Source organism: Pantoea sp. SGAir0418, assembly GCF_043529865.1.
Genome location: NZ_CP027911.1, coordinates 895268 through 913995, shown reverse-complemented (window position 1 = coordinate 913995; position 18728 = coordinate 895268). Strand labels below are relative to the sequence as shown.

At 61.2% G+C, this 18728-nt stretch carries 12 protein-coding genes; all 12 read right to left on the bottom strand.

The features are described from left to right. Positions 1-26: 26 nt before the first annotated feature. The 12 genes from recD to rppH all read right to left on the bottom strand — a co-directional run bounded on the left by recD (position 27) and on the right by rppH (position 18348). A complete protein-coding gene (recD, locus tag C1N84_RS04030; protein WP_058757057.1) occupies positions 27-1874 on the bottom strand; it encodes an exodeoxyribonuclease V subunit alpha in 1848 nt (615 codons plus the stop codon). Then, positions 1871-5410, bottom strand: a complete 3540-nt coding sequence (gene recB / locus C1N84_RS04025; protein ID WP_264442043.1) for an exodeoxyribonuclease V subunit beta — start codon at positions 5408-5410, stop codon at positions 1871-1873. Before recB ends, recD begins: the two co-directional genes overlap by 4 nt. Further along, entirely contained in the window at positions 5407-8304 is a 2898-nt protein-coding gene (gene ptrA, locus C1N84_RS04020; protein ID WP_394541736.1) for a pitrilysin, read from the bottom strand. The genes recB and ptrA overlap by 4 nt, the downstream gene beginning before the upstream one ends. A 107-nt stretch (positions 8305-8411) precedes the next feature. Next, entirely contained in the window at positions 8412-11792 is a 3381-nt protein-coding gene (gene recC, locus C1N84_RS04015; RefSeq protein WP_264442041.1) for an exodeoxyribonuclease V subunit gamma, read from the bottom strand. A gap of 61 nt (positions 11793-11853) precedes the next feature. Next, on the bottom strand, positions 11854-12144 hold the full coding sequence (locus tag C1N84_RS04010; protein ID WP_230857086.1) for a prepilin-type N-terminal cleavage/methylation domain-containing protein: 291 nt from the start codon (positions 12142-12144) through the stop codon (positions 11854-11856). 1 nt (position 12145) lies between these two features. Beyond that, positions 12146-12574 carry a YgdB family protein gene (locus C1N84_RS04005; RefSeq protein WP_264442040.1) on the bottom strand — a complete coding sequence of 143 codons (429 nt, stop codon included), beginning with the start codon at positions 12572-12574 and terminating at the stop codon, positions 12146-12148. Further along, positions 12571-13110: a prepilin peptidase-dependent protein gene (locus tag C1N84_RS04000; protein ID WP_262264555.1), complete on the bottom strand. Its 540-nt coding sequence runs from the start codon at positions 13108-13110 to the stop codon at positions 12571-12573. The genes C1N84_RS04005 and C1N84_RS04000 overlap by 4 nt, the downstream gene beginning before the upstream one ends. Further along, a complete protein-coding gene (locus C1N84_RS03995; protein WP_127834505.1) occupies positions 13101-13571 on the bottom strand; it encodes a prepilin-type N-terminal cleavage/methylation domain-containing protein in 471 nt (156 codons plus the stop codon). The genes C1N84_RS04000 and C1N84_RS03995 overlap by 10 nt, the downstream gene beginning before the upstream one ends. A gap of 202 nt (positions 13572-13773) precedes the next feature. Then, positions 13774-14568, bottom strand: a complete 795-nt coding sequence (thyA, locus tag C1N84_RS03990; protein ID WP_104188425.1) for a thymidylate synthase — start codon at positions 14566-14568, stop codon at positions 13774-13776. After that, the gene (lgt, locus tag C1N84_RS03985) at positions 14565-15446 is read right to left on the bottom strand and encodes a prolipoprotein diacylglyceryl transferase (RefSeq protein ID WP_058780285.1); all 882 of its coding nucleotides are present in this window, start codon (positions 15444-15446) and stop codon (positions 14565-14567) included. The genes thyA and lgt overlap by 4 nt, the downstream gene beginning before the upstream one ends. Positions 15447-15558: 112 nt before the next feature. Further along, positions 15559-17805 carry a phosphoenolpyruvate--protein phosphotransferase gene (ptsP, locus tag C1N84_RS03980; RefSeq protein ID WP_058757064.1) on the bottom strand — a complete coding sequence of 749 codons (2247 nt, stop codon included), beginning with the start codon at positions 17803-17805 and terminating at the stop codon, positions 15559-15561. Positions 17806-17817: 12 nt separating this feature from the next. After that, a complete protein-coding gene (gene rppH, locus C1N84_RS03975; protein WP_031279497.1) occupies positions 17818-18348 on the bottom strand; it encodes an RNA pyrophosphohydrolase in 531 nt (176 codons plus the stop codon). Positions 18349-18728 lie beyond the last annotated feature (380 nt).

The following is an 18728-nucleotide window of genomic DNA, read 5'->3' as shown; positions in this document are numbered from 1 at the left end:
GAGGGCTATTCCCCGCGGCGGCGCAATCATCTGCCCTCTTCTCCCCCTAAGCGATCCAGCAACCCGCTGCGCCGCTGCGTGCGCAACTGCACCGCACGCCGGAACACCGCTTCATCACTGAACAGCGTCAGCTGGCTGCGCGCCCGGGTAATAGCCGTGTATATCAGCTCGCGCGTCAGTACCGGCAGGAACTGAGCCGGCATCACCAGCGCGGTGTGGTCAAACTCTGAACCCTGTGATTTGTGCACCGTCATCGCCCATGCCGTGTCATGGGCCGGCAGGCGACTTGGCTGTACCGCTTTGATGCTGCCATCAGGCAGCGGGAAGAACACCTTGAGCAGCCCTTCCTCATCGAACAGCGTAATGCCGATGTCACCATTGAACAGGCCGAGCGCGCTGTCGTTACGCGTCACCATCACCGGACGCCCCTGATACCAGCGGCTGCCCCCTGCGGGACGCCGAATCAGCTGCAGCTGCATCAGCTTATGCTCAATACGCTGATTGAGCCCCTGCACGCCAAATGGCCCTTCGCGCAGCGCGCACAGCAGCTGATAACGGCCAAACGCAGCAATCACCTCGGCCGGTGCGGCACGCTGGTTAATCAGCTGGAGAAATGGCCGATAGCCTTCGGCAATCTGCGTCAGCATCGCCTGATACGCTTCGGCATCGTTGAGCGGCTGGCGCACGATATCGCTAAAGCCCGCCTGAAAGGCCGCTTCGACCGCCTGCGCTTCGCCGGCGTTGACCGCCGCAGCCAGCTGACCGATGCCGGAGTGCGCCGCGAAACGGTAGCTTTTGCGCAGCAGGCAGATGGCATCGCGCACCGCCGGGGCCACCGCATCATCGGTGCCGGCAACCTCGCAGCCGGTCAGCGTGGTGAGCTGCAACGCGCGCACCGGACTGTAGCCCGCCTCGGCACAGCGGCAGATATCCCCGAGTACCGCACCGGCTTCAACCGAGGCCAGCTGGTCGCGATCGCCGAGAAAAATCACCCGCGCATGAGCGGGCAGCGCGGCGATCAGGTTTGCCATCATGCCGAGATCGACCATTGAGGCTTCATCGACCACCAGCACGTCGAGATGCAGCGGATTACCGGCGTGGTAGCGCAGGCGCTGCGTCTCCGGCTGGGCACCGAGTAAACGGTGCAGCGTGGTGGCTTCTGCCGGAAAACGCTGGCGCTCCGCATCGCTGACGTCGAGACTGCGCAGCGCCTTACCCAGCGACTCGGTGAGCCGCGCCGCCGCCTTGCCGGTAGGGGCGGCCAGCTGAATGCGCAGGGTTCCCTCACTGAGGCGAATCAGCGCTGCCAGCAGCTTCGCCACCGTGGTGGTTTTGCCGGTGCCAGGCCCGCCGGAGATCACCGCGGTTTTTTGCGTCAGCGCCACCGCCGCCGCAATTTTCTGCCAGTCCTCAGGCTGGCTGCCGAAAAAGGTATCCAGCACGCTGCGCACCTGTTCGGGCGCAAACAGCTGCGGAGCCGCCTGTGGCTGGAAGAAGCGCGCCACTTCCCCTTCGTGATGCCAGAGCCGGTGCAGATAGAGCCGGTTATCACGCAGCACCACCGGCGCCGGGCGATCGCTGGCGCTGAGCGCCTGCCAGTCCGCCAGCAGCGTCGGCCAGTCCTGCGGCTCGCCGGCGGCCTGCCAGATGGCGTGCGCCAGCTCCGGATGACGACCGCTGAACAGCCCTTCGCGGGTAAGCTGCGACAACGGCAGGCAGACGTGACCGTCACCGGCTTCCGCGCTGAGACAGGCAGCCGCCAGCAGATGCGCGGGCCGATCGTCGTCGGCCAGCAGCCGGGCAAACTGAATATCCAGCGCCCGCAGCAGGCGCAGTTCTGCCGCCTGTGCCAATAGCGTACTCATGCTACTCATGCTGCTGCTCCCGGCCCGCGAAACAGGCTATCCAGTTGTGAAACGAAATCTGACGTCGGTCGGGTATGGAACACCCCGTTATCCGGCGAGCTGCCATCCATGCCGCGTAAAAACAGATAGAATACGCCGCCAAAATGCTGTTCATAATCGTAATCCGTCAGGCGGTGCTGCAAATAGCGATGCAGCGCCAGCGTATACAGCTGATACTGCAAATCGTAACGGTGGTCGATCATCGCCTGCGCCATCGCCTGCGGTGTGTATGCCTGATGGCTCTCGCCCAGCCAGTTAGATTTGTAATCCAGCAGATAGTATTTGCCCTGCCAGCGAAATACCAGGTCGATGAAGCCTTTCAGCATGCCCTGCACCTGGCGGAAGTCGAGCGGCGGCGCCTGACGCGACAGCGGATCCTGTCGCATCAACGCGTCCAGCGCCGGTGCCGTCAGCAGTCCGTCAATCGGCAGATAGAACTCCATCTCGATCAGGCGATTGCCCGGTGTGATGTCGCTCAGCCGGGTCCCTTCAGTGTTGAGCGGCGTGTTCACCACGCGGGTAATCCACTCGCTCAGCATCGGCTGCCAGTGCAGCGGATAGCCGCTCTGCTGCAACTGCTGTTCCAGCTGCGGCGCTGACGGCGGCTGGGTGAAGTCGAGCGATTCAAACAGCGTATGCAGGAAAGTCCCGGGCGCTGCGCCGCGCGGGAAATGGTGCGGCGTCAGCGCGGCTTCCAGCACTTCCGCCTCGCGATCTTCCCCGACCGCTTCCGCATCGAAGCCCGGCATCACATCCAGCAGACGGTGACTGCCGTGCTGCTGCAGCCCGGAGTAGCTGGTAACCCGCCACGGATCGGCCAGCGCACGCGTGATACTGCGCGCATCCAGCGTATCGTCAATCTCGTCCGGCGTCTGCCAGCGTTCATGGCCCTGCGGCTGCGCCAGCACCACTTCGGTGCCCGTCACGTCGATGTCGTGCAGCAGGGTCGCCAGCTGTTCTGCCGTAGCCGGCTCGCCGCGCTGCAGCAGAAAACCCAGCGCGCTTTTGTGCACATCGCTTTCGCCCTCTTTCTTACGCGTACCGCGAAACAGCGGGGCGACACCTACACTGCAGTGATGCACCGAACGCGTCAGCGCCACGTACAGCAGACGCAAATCCTCTGCCAGCCGCTCCTGCTCTGCCAGCGCCAGACTTTGCTCATCATTCTGCAAATCCAGCACCGCGTTGTAATGCTCGCGGTCGTGATAGAGCGCGATATCGGCCTCGCGGAAACCGGCGGCAAACGGCAGCCACACCAGCGGATACTGTAACCCCTTGGATTTATGGATAGTGACAATCTGCACCAGGTGGCGGTCGCTCTCCAGCCGCAGCTGCTGGCTGGCCGACTGGCTGTCTGGTCGGGCGATCTGCTGCGCCAGATAACGCACCAGCGCGTGCGGACTGTCGAGCTGGGCCGCCGCCTCCTGCAGCAGTTCGCCGAGGTGCAGCAGATCGGTCAGGCGACGCTCGCCATTCTCTGAGGCCAGCAGGTTTTCTGCCAGCTGGCGCTCCAGCATCAGCTGACGCAGCATCGGCAATACGCCACGCTGGTGCCACAATTGCTGCCAGCGGGCAAAGGTATCCACCAGCGCATCCCAGCCGCGTGCATCCTGATCCAGCGCGTCCAGCTGCGCGGCATCAAAGGCAAACAGCGACGTGGCCAGCGCGGTGCGCAGCATCCGCTCCTGCTCGGGTGCAAGGATCGCCTGCAACAGCCACAGCAGTTCTCGCGCCTCGGGCGTGGTATACACGCTGTCGCGGTTGGAGAGATACACCGAAGGAATGCCGAGCTGATTGAGCGCGGCGCGAATCAGATTGGCTTCGTTCCGGCTGCGCACCAGTACGGTGATGTCCGAGGCCTGCACCGGCCGCTGATCGGGGGTTTTGCCCAGCAGCGCGCGCTGTTGCTGACCCGCCTGCAGCCAGCGGCTGATATCAGCGGCGCACTGCTGCGCCATCAGCTGCTGGTATTCGCTGACGCTGCAGCCTGCGCCCGGCTGTAGCCAGAAGCGCAGCGCGGCCTGCTCCTCGCCGTCGATACTCAGCGACAAACGCTGATTGGGCGGCGCGGCATTGACCGGCAGAAACGGGATGTCCGCAAACAGAAACGGTGCGGGCTGGCGCATAAACAGCTGATTGACGCTCTCCACCATCGCCGGTGACGAGCGCCAGTTGGTATCCAGCGTGTAGTGCGCGTGAACTTCACTGCGCGCGCGAATATAGGTAAAGATGTCCGCACCGCGGAAGGCGTAGATAGCCTGTTTCGGGTCGCCAATCAGCAGCAGCGCATGCTGCGGCTGCTGTAAATAGAGCGTGCGGAAAATACGGTACTGCAGCGGGTCGGTATCCTGGAATTCGTCAATCAGCGCCACCGGAAAGCGCTGGCGAATCGCCTGCGCCAGCTGCTCGCCGCCGGGCTGTTGCAGCGCCTCGTCCAGCCGGCTCAGCAGATCGTCAAACCCCAGCAGCGCCTGCAGGCGTTTCTCTTTACGCACCGCGTGACGCACCTCCACCAGCGCGCGTGCAATCACCAAATCGCGCAGCGACAGCGGCTGCGCCAGGAACGTATCTATGGCGGCAAACAACGGGTGCTGCGGTGGCGCGCCCTTTTTGGTTTTTTCATTGAGCACCTGCTGACCGAAACGCGCCAGCTCGGCGGGAATCTGGTAATCCGCGGTCTCGCTCTGCGCCCAGGCGCTGACTTTGCTGACCCACAGCGGCAGGTTTTTGCTGCTGTAGCTGCGCTTATCGACATCAGACTGCCCGACCAGCGTCAGCACCTCTTCGCCCAGCGCCCGCCACTGCGCTTTCATTTCGGCAATACGCGCCAGGTTGCTGCTGTGGCGCGATGTCAGGGTTTCACTGTCGTGCGGCGCCAGGCGCAGGCTGGGCGACTCGCCCTGCAGCCACGGGCGCAGCGTCGATAACAGCTGTTCCGGCCCGCTCCATTCCGCAACGATGACGCGCGCAATATCCAGCGTCAGCGGATAGCAGTGGCGCCGCCAGAAATCCGCCGTCGCCTGACGCAACAGCTGCTGTTCATCTTCAATCAGCTGCTGCTCAAACAGCATACCGGACTCAAACGCGTTGAGATTGAGCATGCGCTGGCAGAAGCCGTGAATGGTGAAGATCGCCGCCTCATCCATCTGACGTTCCGCTGCCAGCAGCAGCGAGGCCGCCTCAGCGGGCTGGGCAATGTCGGCCAGCAGTTGCATCAGCATCGGGTTTGCGCTGACGCCGCGCAGACAGGCCAGCCGCAGCTCATGAATATTTTCCCGGATACGGCCGCGCAGTTCGGCGGTGGCGGCTTCGGTAAAGGTCACCACCAGAATCTCTTCCACCGACAGCGGGCGCGCATAGGCATTCTGCCCGCCAAGTCCCAGCAGCAAACGCAGGTAGAGCAGACCAATGGTAAAGGTCTTACCGGTGCCGGCGGAGGCCTCAATCAGACGCTCACCCTGCAGCGGCAGCGTCAGTGGATTGAGCGATTCAGGGCGCTGACTCATGGCGCATCACTCTTCACGGAGAGCGACTGCTGCAGCCGGGCGACTTCATCCCAGGTGGTAAAGCCCGGCAGCGGCGCGTAATCCGCATCGTGGGTGCCATCGTGACTGCCGCCAATCTGCGAGATCATCGCCATGCCCTGCTGCGCCAGCACGGCCTGATGGAAAAAGTCAGCCAGGCTGGCCGGTGTCAGCTGCTGAATTTGCGCAATGGCCTTTTCGCGCGTATCAAACGCGAAGTTCTGGCGATTGAAATCACGACTGTAACGGTTGGCCTCTTCATCCAGCGTTTGCGGACGCTGTTTCAGGTCGTTGATCAGTGCCTGCTGATACTGGGCGAAATCCTCCGCTTTCATGCTGCGCAGACGCTGTTCCGCCTGCGGATAGAACGCCTGGAAACGCTGCAGCAGATAAGCGGGCGGTTTACTGTTGCTTTGCAGCAGGAAGCCAATGCCCCACTGGCGACCAATCGGCATCTGATAAGCGAACACCGCATAGCCCAGCTGCTCCTCGGTGCGCAGCTGATTGTAGAACCACGGCTGCACAATCTGGCTCAGCATGGTGCTGTTAGCCATACTTTGATACTCGCTGTAGCCGAGCGGCACATACAGCGTCGCCAGCGCTGAGTCGGTGCTGCTGCCGGTTTTCTGCAGGTTGGCTTTGATCGGCTTATCCACCACCACATAATCGCTGTGCCAGTAACCGTGCCCCGTGCTGTGCAGCTGCTGTTTAAGCTCTTCGCCCAGCTGCCTGACGCGATCGGCCGACAGGTTGCCGACCACCATCATTTCCGGCGTGGCGTGCTGGATCAGCGCATCGCGGTAATCCATTACCTCCTGCAGCGTGATCTGTTTCACCAGCTGGCGTCGCGCCTCACGCTGGGTATAAGGCAGCTGGGACAGCATTTGCATCGGCTGAATCGCCTGTTCAAACGCTTTGCCCTTTTCCGCCGCTTCCAGCCGATCCAGATACCAGGATTTCGCCTGCTCCAGCTGCTGCGCATCCGGCTGGAAGCTGGCGTAACCTTCAACCAGCTTTTTCAGCAGCTCCGGCAGGCGCTGGGTGAAGCCGCTGGCATTGAACACCAGCCCGTCGTCCTCACCGGTAGAGAAGCTGATGCCGCCCACCGAAGCCTGCGAATTCAGCTCATCCAGCGCCAGGCTGGAGAGGTAGTCGTTGAGACCAAACAACACCTGCTGGCGCGCATCGCTGATCGCGGATTTGTTACGCAGCGCGAGCGTAATAGCGGCCTTCGGCTCGCTGGCGTAGAACTGGCTCGGCATCCAGTAGATGCGCATGCTGTCGCCACTGGTCAGCGCCACCGGATGATCGTAATGCTTACCGTCAGACGGGATGAGGGAGAAATCCGACGGAATGTAGGGATTCAGGGTCGGCAGCGACAGCGGAATCTGCTGCGCCTGCTGCTGCCAGGCGCTGAACTGCGCGGCGGTGATTTTATCCACCTGATAAGGCGCATTCACAAAGTAAGCCTGTTTGTTGTGCGGCTCAGCGGGACTGATGTACCAGATGCGAGCGTTCTGCGGCGTCATCTCAGCCAGACGGGCGTTGATCGCGGCCGCATCATAGCGGTCGGCCAGATAAGGTGCATCCAGCGTGTGCGTCACCGGCACGCGCAGCATGGTATCCACCAGCCACTCAATGTAATCCATATCGCGGGTAATTGATGGATAGCGGAAATCCAGCGCCAGCACGTGCGCAACTTCATCGAAATAGCGCTTGTCGATGCCTTGCTGGCGCAGCATATCAAGGTAGCTGAATACTGCAGCCACCACGCGATCGCGCTGCGCCAGGCCTTTGTCGGTCAGCGAAACCGAGATGGCAAACACGCCGCTGTTGCGCTCGGTCATCGGATCCGCGCCGGCATTGACGCCATCCGCCAGTCCCTGCTGCTGCAGCCAGTCGTTCAGGGTATTTTTGCTGCGGTTGCCCAGCAGATAACTGATTAAGGTGTCGGTTTTGCTGCGGAACTGGTCGCTGTCGTTGGCGATGCGAAACTCAATTTTCAGCTGCTTGCGCGGCTGCGCTGGCACATAATGAATGATGATGCCTTTCTGCGCATCGGTGACCACCGGCACGGTAATGTCCGGCACGCTGGCCTGATGATTGGCCACGCGACCAAAAGTCTCGGCAGCGATCGTCGCCATCTCCGGCAGCGGTTTGTTACTGTAAATCACCGCTTTCATCAGATTCGCCGAGTAGTGGCGGTGATAGAAATCGAGCAGCGCCTGATGCAGGTTGCTGTCGGGTTTGTCACTAAGGGTATCAAGGTTACCGCCCGAATAGCGCGAGCCGGGGTGCGCCGGATTGAGGGTTTCCGCGCCAACCTGCGCCATACGCAGCCCATCGCGCGAGCGTGCCATCGTCAGCTCAGCGTTAACCGCATGCCGCTCGCGGTCCGCGTTGGTCGGGTCGAGCAGGGGTTGCGCAATCGCATCCGCCAGACGATCCACCGCCGGTTGCAGCGCATCGTTTTCAACTTCCAGGTAAAACGCGGTGCGGTACGAGGCTGTGCTGGCATTGTGGCTGCCACCGTGCTTCTTGAGAAACTCCGCCAGGTTATCCGGCTGCGGATAATTTTTTGACCCCATCAGCACCATGTGTTCCAGATAGTGTGCCAGGCCCAGCTGACTGTCGGGATCGTCCAGAGAACCGATCGGTAACGTCAGCGCTGCCAGCGATTTCGGCGCGGCAGCATCCGACACCAGCAGCACCGTCATGCCGTTGCTCAGGGTAATGGCCTGATAACTGCGCGGATCGTGATCGCTCTTGCGGATGGTTTCATCAATCGGCTGCCAGCCGCGCCCGTCGTCGGCAAAGGCATTCAGCGCCAGCATGCTCAGCAGCAGCGCTCCTATCCAGCGTGCGTAAATCCGCATTTCAACCCCTTAACGTTACCCTTATCCGCCGGCGTTGCGCCGGTCGGGATACTCAAACACTTTCTTATAAGACGGTGGCTGCCAAGGTACAGGCCGCACTTCCGTTGCTATTCATCATCCTGATGCGCGAGGCGCACCGGCAAATACCACTGACGCGCCGCAGCGATGATCTGCTGCTGCGTCGGCTCGTCCAGCGTGCGGCACAGGCGCTGCAGATAGGGATCGCTGCCCTCGCCTTCAACCTGGTAGCCACCCTGCCACGCCTGCAACAGCTTGTTGAGCGCCTTTTTCTGCGTGGCGTCATCTTCCTGAAGCTGGCCGGATTTGCTGTCAAAGCTGGCGTCCAGCCAGGCGCCGCCGGATTTATTCAGCAGCAGCAGCGGCTGCGCCAGACCCGCCTCACAGGCGGCCACATATTCAGCCAGCTGCGCCTGCGCCTGGGCGGGTGCCACGGCCGCGAAGCGCCAGCGGCTCTGTTTGCGACCGTACATGCGGCTGGTGCCGTTACCGCCCAGCGCACAATACACCAGATGTTCCAGCCACAGCAGCAGGCCATCGTTGATGTTGAGCACGCCCGGACGCCAGCGTAGCAGCCCATCAGCTTGCACCTGAGTCAGCCAGCCGGTCAACTGCGTTGCGCCCAGCGTCAGGTTGACTTCCCAGCTCTCCGCCGGCAGCCGCTGAGCGCTCACTTCCGCCGCCACCTCCTGCATCTCTTCGGTCTGGCTTTGCCAGAAAAGTTCCCCGAAGGCGCCGTAAGGTAGATTACCGGCGGCGCGGTGGTGCGCATACAGCTGGGCCGGATCGTCACCGTTGACCAGCGTATTGAGTAGTTCAGCGTTGATCTGATAGCGCTCCAGGCTGTCCGGTGCGAACGGTTCGCTGTCCGGCAGCTCGCTCTCCTCCATCCAGAAAGCCACGCCGAGGCGCTGCTGGAACCACGCCCGCACCGGATGACGCCAGAAGCGCAGCAGCTGCTCCAGCGACAGCGTGGTCAGCGGCTGAACCGGCAGCGGCTGAACAAACCCGGGCTGCGCCACGCCGCTGCCGGTGGCCGCCGGCAACCACTCTGCGGCAAAGCTCTGCACGTGGCTTCCCGGCTGAAAATTTTCCGCTGCAAACGGCATGCGGCTGTGCAGGCGTTGCAAATGTGCCCGCACCCGCTGCTCACTGACGTCCGGCTCACAGGCTTCATCGCCCGGCAGACAGAAGCTTTGCGCCAGATAATCCACCAGTTCAGTCACCAGCACCGAGGGATAGCGCTCGGTGTTGTCCTGAATCGCCCGGCCAATGTAGCTGATGTACAGCTGCTGCTGCGCCGAGATCAGCGCTTCAAGGAACAGATAGCGGTCATCATCACGCCGGCTGCGATCGCCTTTCCGCGTCTGCTGCTGCATCAGGTCAAAACCGAGCGGCGCCAGGGTGCGCGGATATACACCGTCGTTCATGCCCAGCAGGCACACCACTTTGAACGGGATGGAGCGCATCGGCATCAGCGTACAGAAGTTGATCGGCCCGGCCAGGAAGCGCTGGCTGATGCGCTGCTGATCGAGGCGTGCACGCAGCTCATCGCGCAGCAGCGTGACCGGAATCGGCTGCTGATAAGCGGCCTGCATCCCCTGTTCAATGATCTCCTGCCACTGCGTTTCGACCAGCAGCAGCGCCGCCTCGCTGTCGGCATCGCCGCTGAAGAAGCTGTCGATCAGCTCGCGGCACAGCGGCAGCCATTCGGCCAAAGTGCGCGTCTGCGCAAGGCGCGTGCGCCAGCTGTCGAGCCGCGCCAGCAGCTCGGACAGATGACCCGCCAGCTCGGCGATCAGGCCGCTGGATTCGTCATACGGCAGAATGCCCTGCCAGTCACCGTTGCGGCTTTCCAGCGCGTAGCCCAGCAGCATACGCTGCAGGCCGAAGCGCCAGGTGTGCTGGCCGGTGACCGGCAGCGCCAGCGCTTCCACGCTGGCGTCATCCAGTCCCCAGCGGATGCCGGATTCCATCACCCAGCGGCGCAGCAGGCGCAGGCCGCTCTCCTCGACGGAGAAACGCTGTGCCAGCGCCGGCACCTCGAGCAGCGCCAGCACCTCTTCTGAGGCAAAGCGACTGTCCGGTAGTGCCAGCAGGCTGAGCAGCGCGAGGATGGCCGGATGCGCCTGACTGGCGCGCCGGTCAGAAATGGCGAACGGCAGATAGCGCTCAGGCGGCGCGCTGGCAAAAGCCGCCTGGATAAAAGGCGCGTAGCTGTCGATGTCTGCCACCATGACGATAATATCGCGCGGCTTCAGCTCCGGATCGGCTTCCATCAGCGCCAGCAGGTGATCCTGCAGCACTTCCACTTCACGCTGGGCGCTGTGACACACCTGCAGCGTGATGGAACGATCGTGCGGATCGAGGCGGCGCTTGTCCATGCTGTCGGCCAGCTCGCCAGCGCTAAGCCCAATCACCGCGCGATCGTCAAGATTGAGCAGATCGGCCTGCAGGCAGTGCAGCAGATTATCCGGTGACATCTCCACAAACGCATCGATGTCGTTGGCGGCTGACTCCATCTGGCTCAGCAGAAACAGGTTGTCGCGGCCCAGCTTGCCCCACGAGGCCAGCAGTGGATTGGTCAGCTGCTGCTCGCCCAGTTCGTTAAACAGCGCTGGCGCGGCATCCGGGTCGCGGAACAGCGGCTGCGTCTCCTGCGAATGCAGGCGCAGCCGCTGGCGGCTCTGCAGCTTCGCGAGGAAGGCGTAATCCTGAATGTCGCCCCAGTAGTGACGACAGGGATTGGTAAACAGCAGGTGAATATCAATGTGGCGGCCCAGCGCTTCCAGCGCCTGCAAATAAACCGGCGGCAGCGCAGAGATACCGCAGATGAAGACGCGCTGCGGCAGCCCCGGCGGCGGCGTTGTCGCCTGCTCCAGCGCCTGGATAAACCGTGCATAGAGGTTGGCACGGTGCCACATCGGCTGACCGAGGCTGCGCGTGAATTCGACCAGATCGCGCCACAGCGCCGCCTGCCACTGCTGAGCATCGCTCAGCCCGTCCACCTGTTCGCCGCGCTCCCAGCGGTTCAGCCAGTCGGACCGGTAAACCAGATACTGGTCGAACAGATCCGCCACGCGCGCGCTGAGCTGGTAGAGTTTGCGCTGATCGTCGTCGTCATGCAGATAGCTGCGCAGCGGCTGAAACGCCTCCTGCTCCAGCAGCACCGGCAGCCGGTGCATCAGCTTCCAGCTCATGCTGGCTTTGGTGAAAGCGCTCTCTTCCGGGATATCCGGCAGCACTTTAACGAACATGCTCCAGATAAAGCTGGCGGGCAGCGGAAAATCAATGTTGGCGGCAATGTTGAAGCGGTTAGCCAGCTCCATCTGCAGCCACTGCGCCATGCCCGGGCTCTGTACCAGCACCTGCTCAGCCGCGAGCGGATCGGCCAGCGGCTGGAGTTTTATCAGCTCTACCGCTAAGTCTTTCAATAAATCTAACCGATTGGAGTGGTAAACCCGGAACATAAAACTCCTTAAAGAAGGGAAAGCGCAGCCCGGTCACTCTACCCTTAATCGTCTGGCCTGCCTACCCGCCGGCATCACCTTCGCGGCAATTGAGCCGCGCCAGCGACGCCGTGCGCTGATGGGGTCCGGTGACGGTAACGCGATCCAGCACGCAGCCGCCAGGTAAACTCTGCGGCTGGTGCACAATGTGCCAGCCGGCAGTATCACGCCCGAGCAGCGCCTGCCCGGCCACCTGCCACGCCTGGCGTTGCTGCCACTGCTGGCTAAATCCCAGCGCCAGTGCGCGATGATACTGCAGCAGCGTGCTGATGGTCATCGCCAGCAGCAGCATGGCGACCAGCGTTTCCGCCAGGCTAAAACCCTGCTGTCGCCTCTGGCAGCTGACACTGCTCCGCCCTCGCCAGCGGGCAGTAGTCGATCCAGCCATGCGGCTGTGGCTGCAGCTGACCGTTGCGCAGCGACACCCACTGATAGAGCACGAGCGCCCGTCCGGTGCCGCGCGCCGATAATAAGCCATGATTCTCCTCCTGCCGCAGCAGACAGCTTTGCCACGCATCGGTCAGAGCGGTCTGACACTGCCAGCCCGCGGCCTGCGGCCAGTTTTGCTGCCGGCCCCACGTTAAAGCGGCCTGCGCCTGCCAGAAATCCTGCTGATGCTGCTGCTCGTCGGCGACCAGCGCCATGCCCTGCGCCAGCTGCGTGCGCGCGGCGTGCAGCGTGAGCCCGCCCATCAGCAGTAACATCACGACCATGCCAAGCGTGCTGTTGCCCCGCTGCTTCACAGATTCAGCCCCTCAATCATCATCGTCAGCTCTGCCTGCTGGCGGCCCGCCGTGGCGGCCAGCTGCAACAGCAGCCGCGTGCCCTGGCGCTCAACCCGGAAGGTGCTGAGAGTGAGGAATGCCGGATCGGTGATGCGCTCCCAGCCGTTGCTGTTGCACTCGTCCACTCCGCGCTGCATCTCCAGCTGTCCGTTGCGCAGACGATAGCCGTAATAATCGCTTTCACTGTGACCGACACCTTCCCAGCGTCCGTTACTGTTTTCGTCCCAGCGCAGCAGTACACAGCTGCCGCCGCTCACCAGCGTGAGCGCCGCACCGCTGCACTGACCGTGACAGTAACCGGCACGGCGCAGCGCTTTGGCCAGCGAGCCGGCAATCTGCTGCAGCTCCTGTTGCAGCTGGACCCGCTGCTGCAGGCGCAGGTTCTGTTCCAGCAGCAGCGGCAGAAAGCGGCCGACGCTGACCATCAGCACCGCGCCAATCGCCATGGCGATCAGCATCTCCAGCAGACTGAAGCCCCCCTGCGCTATTCGCATCCCTTCTCTCCCGGCTGGCAGACCCGGATGCGCGCCCGGGCGGAGAGGATGACGCGCCAGCGGCCAGCCGCGCTCTCCAGTTCGATACTGCCAGGCCGGGCCACATCGCGTCGGCCGTAAAAGCCCGGCTCGCCGATCAGCGCGGTGATGCGCACTTCGCTATAAGGTGGCCGGAACAGCCAGCGCGACTGCAGCTGACACCCTTCTGCGGGCTGCGGCCCGGTGCCGAGGCAGCCGTTTTCGCCCGGCTGCAGCCACAGGCTGAGGTCGCGGTTATGCCAGCTGGCGTGCGCGCGCAGCCGCAGCAAAAAGCTCTGCAGCTGCAGTACGCTGTCACGCAGTTGCTGATACTGTTGCCAGCGCTGCCAGCCCTGTAAGGCTGCGATGCTGAGGATGCCGGCAATCACCATAACCAGCAGCAGTTCCGGCAGAGTAAAGCCGGCGTTTTGGGTTCTGTTCATAACCGGCACTCTGCGCCTGCCGGACGAAAAGCAACAGCGGCAAACAGAGAAGATGGAAAGCGTGCCGCAGGAAAGTTATGCCCGGTGCAGACAACACCCTTTTTTTGCGCGTCGGATTCAGAAAATCCCCGCAGAAGCGGGCGGAGGCCAGGCAAAAAAAAGCCCTGCGCGATGGCAGGGCCTGATGCTGAAGAGCGGCAGATTACACGGCAACCGGCGCTTTGATCGCCGGATGCGGATCGTAGCCTTCGATCTCAAAATCATCGAACTGGTAATCAAAAATCGACGCGGGCTTACGCTTAATCACCAGTTTCGGCAGCGGTCGCGTTTCACGCGTCAGCTGCAGTCGCGCCTGTTCGAGATGGTTACTGTACAGGTGCGTATCGCCGCCGGTCCAGACGAAATCGCCCACCTCAAGATCGCACTGCTGTGCCACCATATGCACCAGCAGCGCATAGCTGGCGATATTGAACGGCAGGCCGAGGAAGATATCGCACGAACGCTGGTACAGCTGGCACGACAGCTTGCCATTCGCCACGTAGAACTGGAAAAACGCGTGGCACGGCGCCAGCGCCATCTGATCCAGCTCACCGACATTCCATGCCGAAACGATAATGCGGCGCGAATCCGGATCGCGTTTCAGCTGCTCAATCACCTTGCTGATTTGATCGATCTCTTCGCCGGAAGCATTGCCCCAGCTGCGCCACTGCTTGCCGTAGACCGGTCCCAGATCGCCGTTTTCATCCGCCCATTCGTCCCAGATGGTGACCTTGTTCTCTTTCAGGTAGCCGATGTTGGTGTCGCCTTTTAGGAACCACAGCAGCTCATGAATGATTGAGCGCAGATGCACCTTCTTGGTGGTGACCAGCGGAAAACCGTCCTGCAAATTGAAACGCATCTGGTGGCCAAAGATGGAGAGCGTGCCGGTACCGGTACGGTCGGCCTTTTCTGCGCCTTCATTCAGCACATGTTGCATCAAATCCAGATACTGTTTCATTTTACCTCACGCGTTTGTTGCTGCGGGCGACGACGATACGCCCAGACCATCATAATCACTCCGGCCAGAATCATCGGGATCGACAGAATCTGGCCCATACTGATACCGCCTTCGAACAGGCCAAGCTGGGCATCCGGCTGGCGGAAAAACTCCACGATAATGCGGAATGCGCCGTAGCCAATCAGGAACAGGCCGGAGACGCTGCCCATCGGGCGCGGCTTGCGAATAAACAGGTTGAGAATGATAAACAGCACGATGCCTTCCAGGCACAGCTCGTACAGCTGTGACGGATGGCGCGGCAGCACGCCGTACGTGTTCAGCAGTTCCTGATATTGCGGGTTATTGGCCGCCAGCGCGAGGTCTTCGCTGCGCGAACCCGGGAACAGCATGGCGAATTTAAACTCAGGCGCCACGCGGCCCCACAGTTCGCCGTTGATGAAGTTGCCGAGACGGCCAGCACCGAGGCCAAACGGGATCAGCGGCGCAATGAAATCAGAGACCTGGAAGAAGGTGCGTTTGGTACGGCGGGCGAAGATCAGCATCACCACGATCACCCCAATCAGACCACCGTGGAATGACATGCCCCCGTCCCACACTTTGAACAGATAGAGTGGGTTGTCGAGGAACAGCGGCAGGTTATAGAACAGCACGTAGCCGATGCGGCCGCCGAGGAACACGCCGAGGAAGCCCGCGTACAGCAGGTTTTCAACTTCTTCTTTTTTCCAGCCGCTACCGGGTTTGTTGGCGCGGCGCACTGCCAGCCACATAGCAAACACAAAGCCTACCAGATACATCAGGCCGTACCAGTGCAGCGAAACCGGTCCGATGGAGAAGATCACCGGATCGAATTGGGGAAATGAAATGTAGCCGTTAGTCATCTTTCACCATGTTTTTTCTGCCCGCAAAAGGGCGTGGCTAAAGGGCCATACAATAAAAGGCTGCGCATCATAGCACAGCCGCTTTTCACAATTTCCGCAGAAATGTAAACAGTTAACGTCCGCCGCGAATCAGTCCGCCCAGGCCGCGCCGCTCCATGAAGGCCGACACCAGATGGCGCACTTCCGTTGCGGTGTGCGCCATCACGCCCTGCTGGCTCAGTTTCTGCGCCTCTTCATAATCGAGGTGGCGCAGCAGGTATTTAACGCGCGGAATGTTCTTGCCGTTCATGCTGAGATGGTGATAACCCAGACCCACCAGCAGCGCGACGCACATCGGATCGCCCGCCATTTCACCACACAGGCACAGCTCCAGTTTGGCCTGGCGGGCTTCACTGGCAATAGTTTGCAACGCCCGCAGCATCGCCGGATGCAGCGAATCGTAAAGGTTGGCGACGCGGGTATTGTTGCGATCGACCGCCAGCAGATACTGGGTGAGATCGTTGGTGCCGACGGAGATAAAGTCCACGCGTTGCGCCAGATGCGGGATCAGGAACAGCATCGACGGCACTTCAATCATCACGCCAATACGCGGTTTTGGAATGGCATAACCGAGCATCTCTTCCACTTCGCGACCGGCGCGATCGATCAGGCGCCGCGCCTCTTCGATCTCGTCAATATGACTGATCATCGGCAGCAGAATGCTCAGGTTGCCCGAGGCAACGTTGGCGCGCAGCATGGCGCGCACCTGCACCAGGAAGATCTCCGGCTGGTCGAGCGTCAGGCGAATGCCACGCCAGCCGAGACAGGGGTTCTCTTCACTGATCGGCATGTAAGGCAGCTGTTTGTCAGCGCCGACATCCAGCGTACGCAGCGTCACCGGTTTGTCGTAAAACAGTTGCAGCATGCCCTGATATTGCGCCACCTGCTCCTCTTCCGACGGGAAGCCGCTTTGCAGCATGAACGGAATTTCGGTGCGATACAGGCCGATGCCGTCAACCCAGTTGTCGAGTGCCTGTTCGTGTTCCGGGCTGAGACCGGCGTTGAGCATCACCTGCACGCGCTCGCCGCTTTTCAGCTCGCCGGGCTGCTCCACCACGTCTTCGGCCATTTTACTCAGCGCGTTCTCTTCGCTGATCAGCCGCTGATACTCCTGCACCAGCACCGGCTCCGGATCGATCAGCACTTCGCCGCGATAGCCGTCCACGATCAGCAGCCGCTTATTGAGCTGCGACGGCAGGATATCCGCGCCCATCACGGTCGGAATACCCATGGCGCGCGTGAGGATCGCCGCGTGCGAGTTGGCTGCGCCATCGCGCACCACTACGCCCGCCAGCCGCTCCTGCGGCAGCTCCGCCAGCGTGGTGGCGGTGAGTTCATCGGCCACCAGCACAAAGCGTTCCGGCCAGGCATTGGTGCCCACCAGCGTGTCGTCAAGGTGGAACAGCAGGCGCTGGCCGAGCACGCGCAAATCCCCGGCGCGCTCGCGCAAATAGTGATCCTGCAGGCTGGCAAACTGTGCGGCAAACTTCTCGATCACCGTTTTAACCGCCCACTCGGCTACCGATCCGCGCTCGATCTCGGCAAACAGGTCTTTTTTCAGTCGCGCATCGGTGAGCAGGTGCGAGTAGAGATCGAAGATCGCCGCGCTCTCTTTCTGCACGCTGGCCGCGAAACGCTTGCTGAAGCGACGAAACTCGTTGCCCGCCTCGCCCATGGCGACAATCAGGCGCTCGCGTTCACGCTGTGGATCGAGCGTAGAGGCGGCGGACACCTGGTCGAGCAGCGGCTGCGTTTCATCAACCCAGCCAGGTGCAACGGCGACGCCCGGCGCAGCGGCAATCGCTTTGACGCGCGTCTGGCGGAACTGACCGAACAGCTGGCCAAGCTGCGACTGCGACAGCAGCGCGGCCATCTGCGTGGCCAGCGTAACCAGAAACGACTCTTCGCTTTCGTCGAACTGACGATGCTCTCGCTGTTGCACCACCAGCACGCCGAGCAGTTGACGCCGGCTGATGATTGGCACACCCAGAAACGAGCGGTAGCGCTCTTCTTTGACGGAGGGAATGTATTTGAAGCTGGGATGACTTTGCGCATCGGCGAGGTTGATCGGTTCGGCCAGGCGGCCCACCAGCCCGACGATACCTTCGTCGAACGCCAGCGTAACCGTGCGGCCGCGCGGCTTTTTCAGGCCGCGCGTCGCCATCAGGTAGTAGCAACGCCGATCGTGATCGGCGAGGTAAACCGAGCAGACCTCGGTCTCCATCGCCAGGCATATTTCGTTGACCAGAATGTCGAGTGCTTCATTCAGACGCGGTGCACTCGCCACTTTTTCTACAATTTCGCGCAACTGAGTGAGCATAAAGGGCGTGGCCTATCCTCTTTTACGTCGATGGGCGGCGTTGTTATTGCGCTGCCCCGCACTCTCCTGCATAGACATCACCACGCCAGCGAATTCCTTCATGACGCGGCGATACACATCGCGCTTGAAAGAGACAACCTGACGTACCGGATACCAGAAGCTGACCCAGCGCCAGCCATCGAACTCCGGCGTGCTGCTGTGTTGCACATTGATATCCGCGTCACTACACATCAACTGCAGAAGAAACCACTTTTGTTTCTGGCCGATACACACCGGCTTTGTGTCCCAACGCACCAAACGTTTTGGCAACTTGTAACGTAACCAGTTACGGGTTGAAGCAAGTATTCGAACATCTTTGCGGTGTAAACCCACTTCTTCGAACAGTTCGCGATACATCGCCTGTTCAGCGGTTTCACCCGGATTGATGCCTCCCTGAGGAAACTGCCAGGAGTGCTGTCCAAAGCGCCTGGCCCATAACACTTGTCCTTGCCTGTTACAGATTACGATACCAACATTCGGGCGGTAGCCATCATCATCGATCACTGGACTACCTCAAAGCTAAATTTGAATAGCCTGATTGTTTCATACTCCTTACAGGCGGTAAACCACTGGATATCCGCGCCGCTGACCGGATAACAATGGGATAACTCACAGATAATAGCCATGTTATAAACAGACACGGGCATTTAACGGCGATCTTATTCACCTTTTCTGTGGATAGCTTTGTGCAGAACACGGGAATGAGTTGAATAACCGCTTCGGAAAATTCTCATGCACGCCGGGGAGAATAGCACTAAAACCCCCATTTATCATAGCGATAGCCTGTTAACCCGTTCAGATACACATCGTGAAAGCCGGTTATTCTTCCCCACGCGCTTACCGCTGCTCAAAGATCCATCACCGTTGATTTTATCCACAGAGAA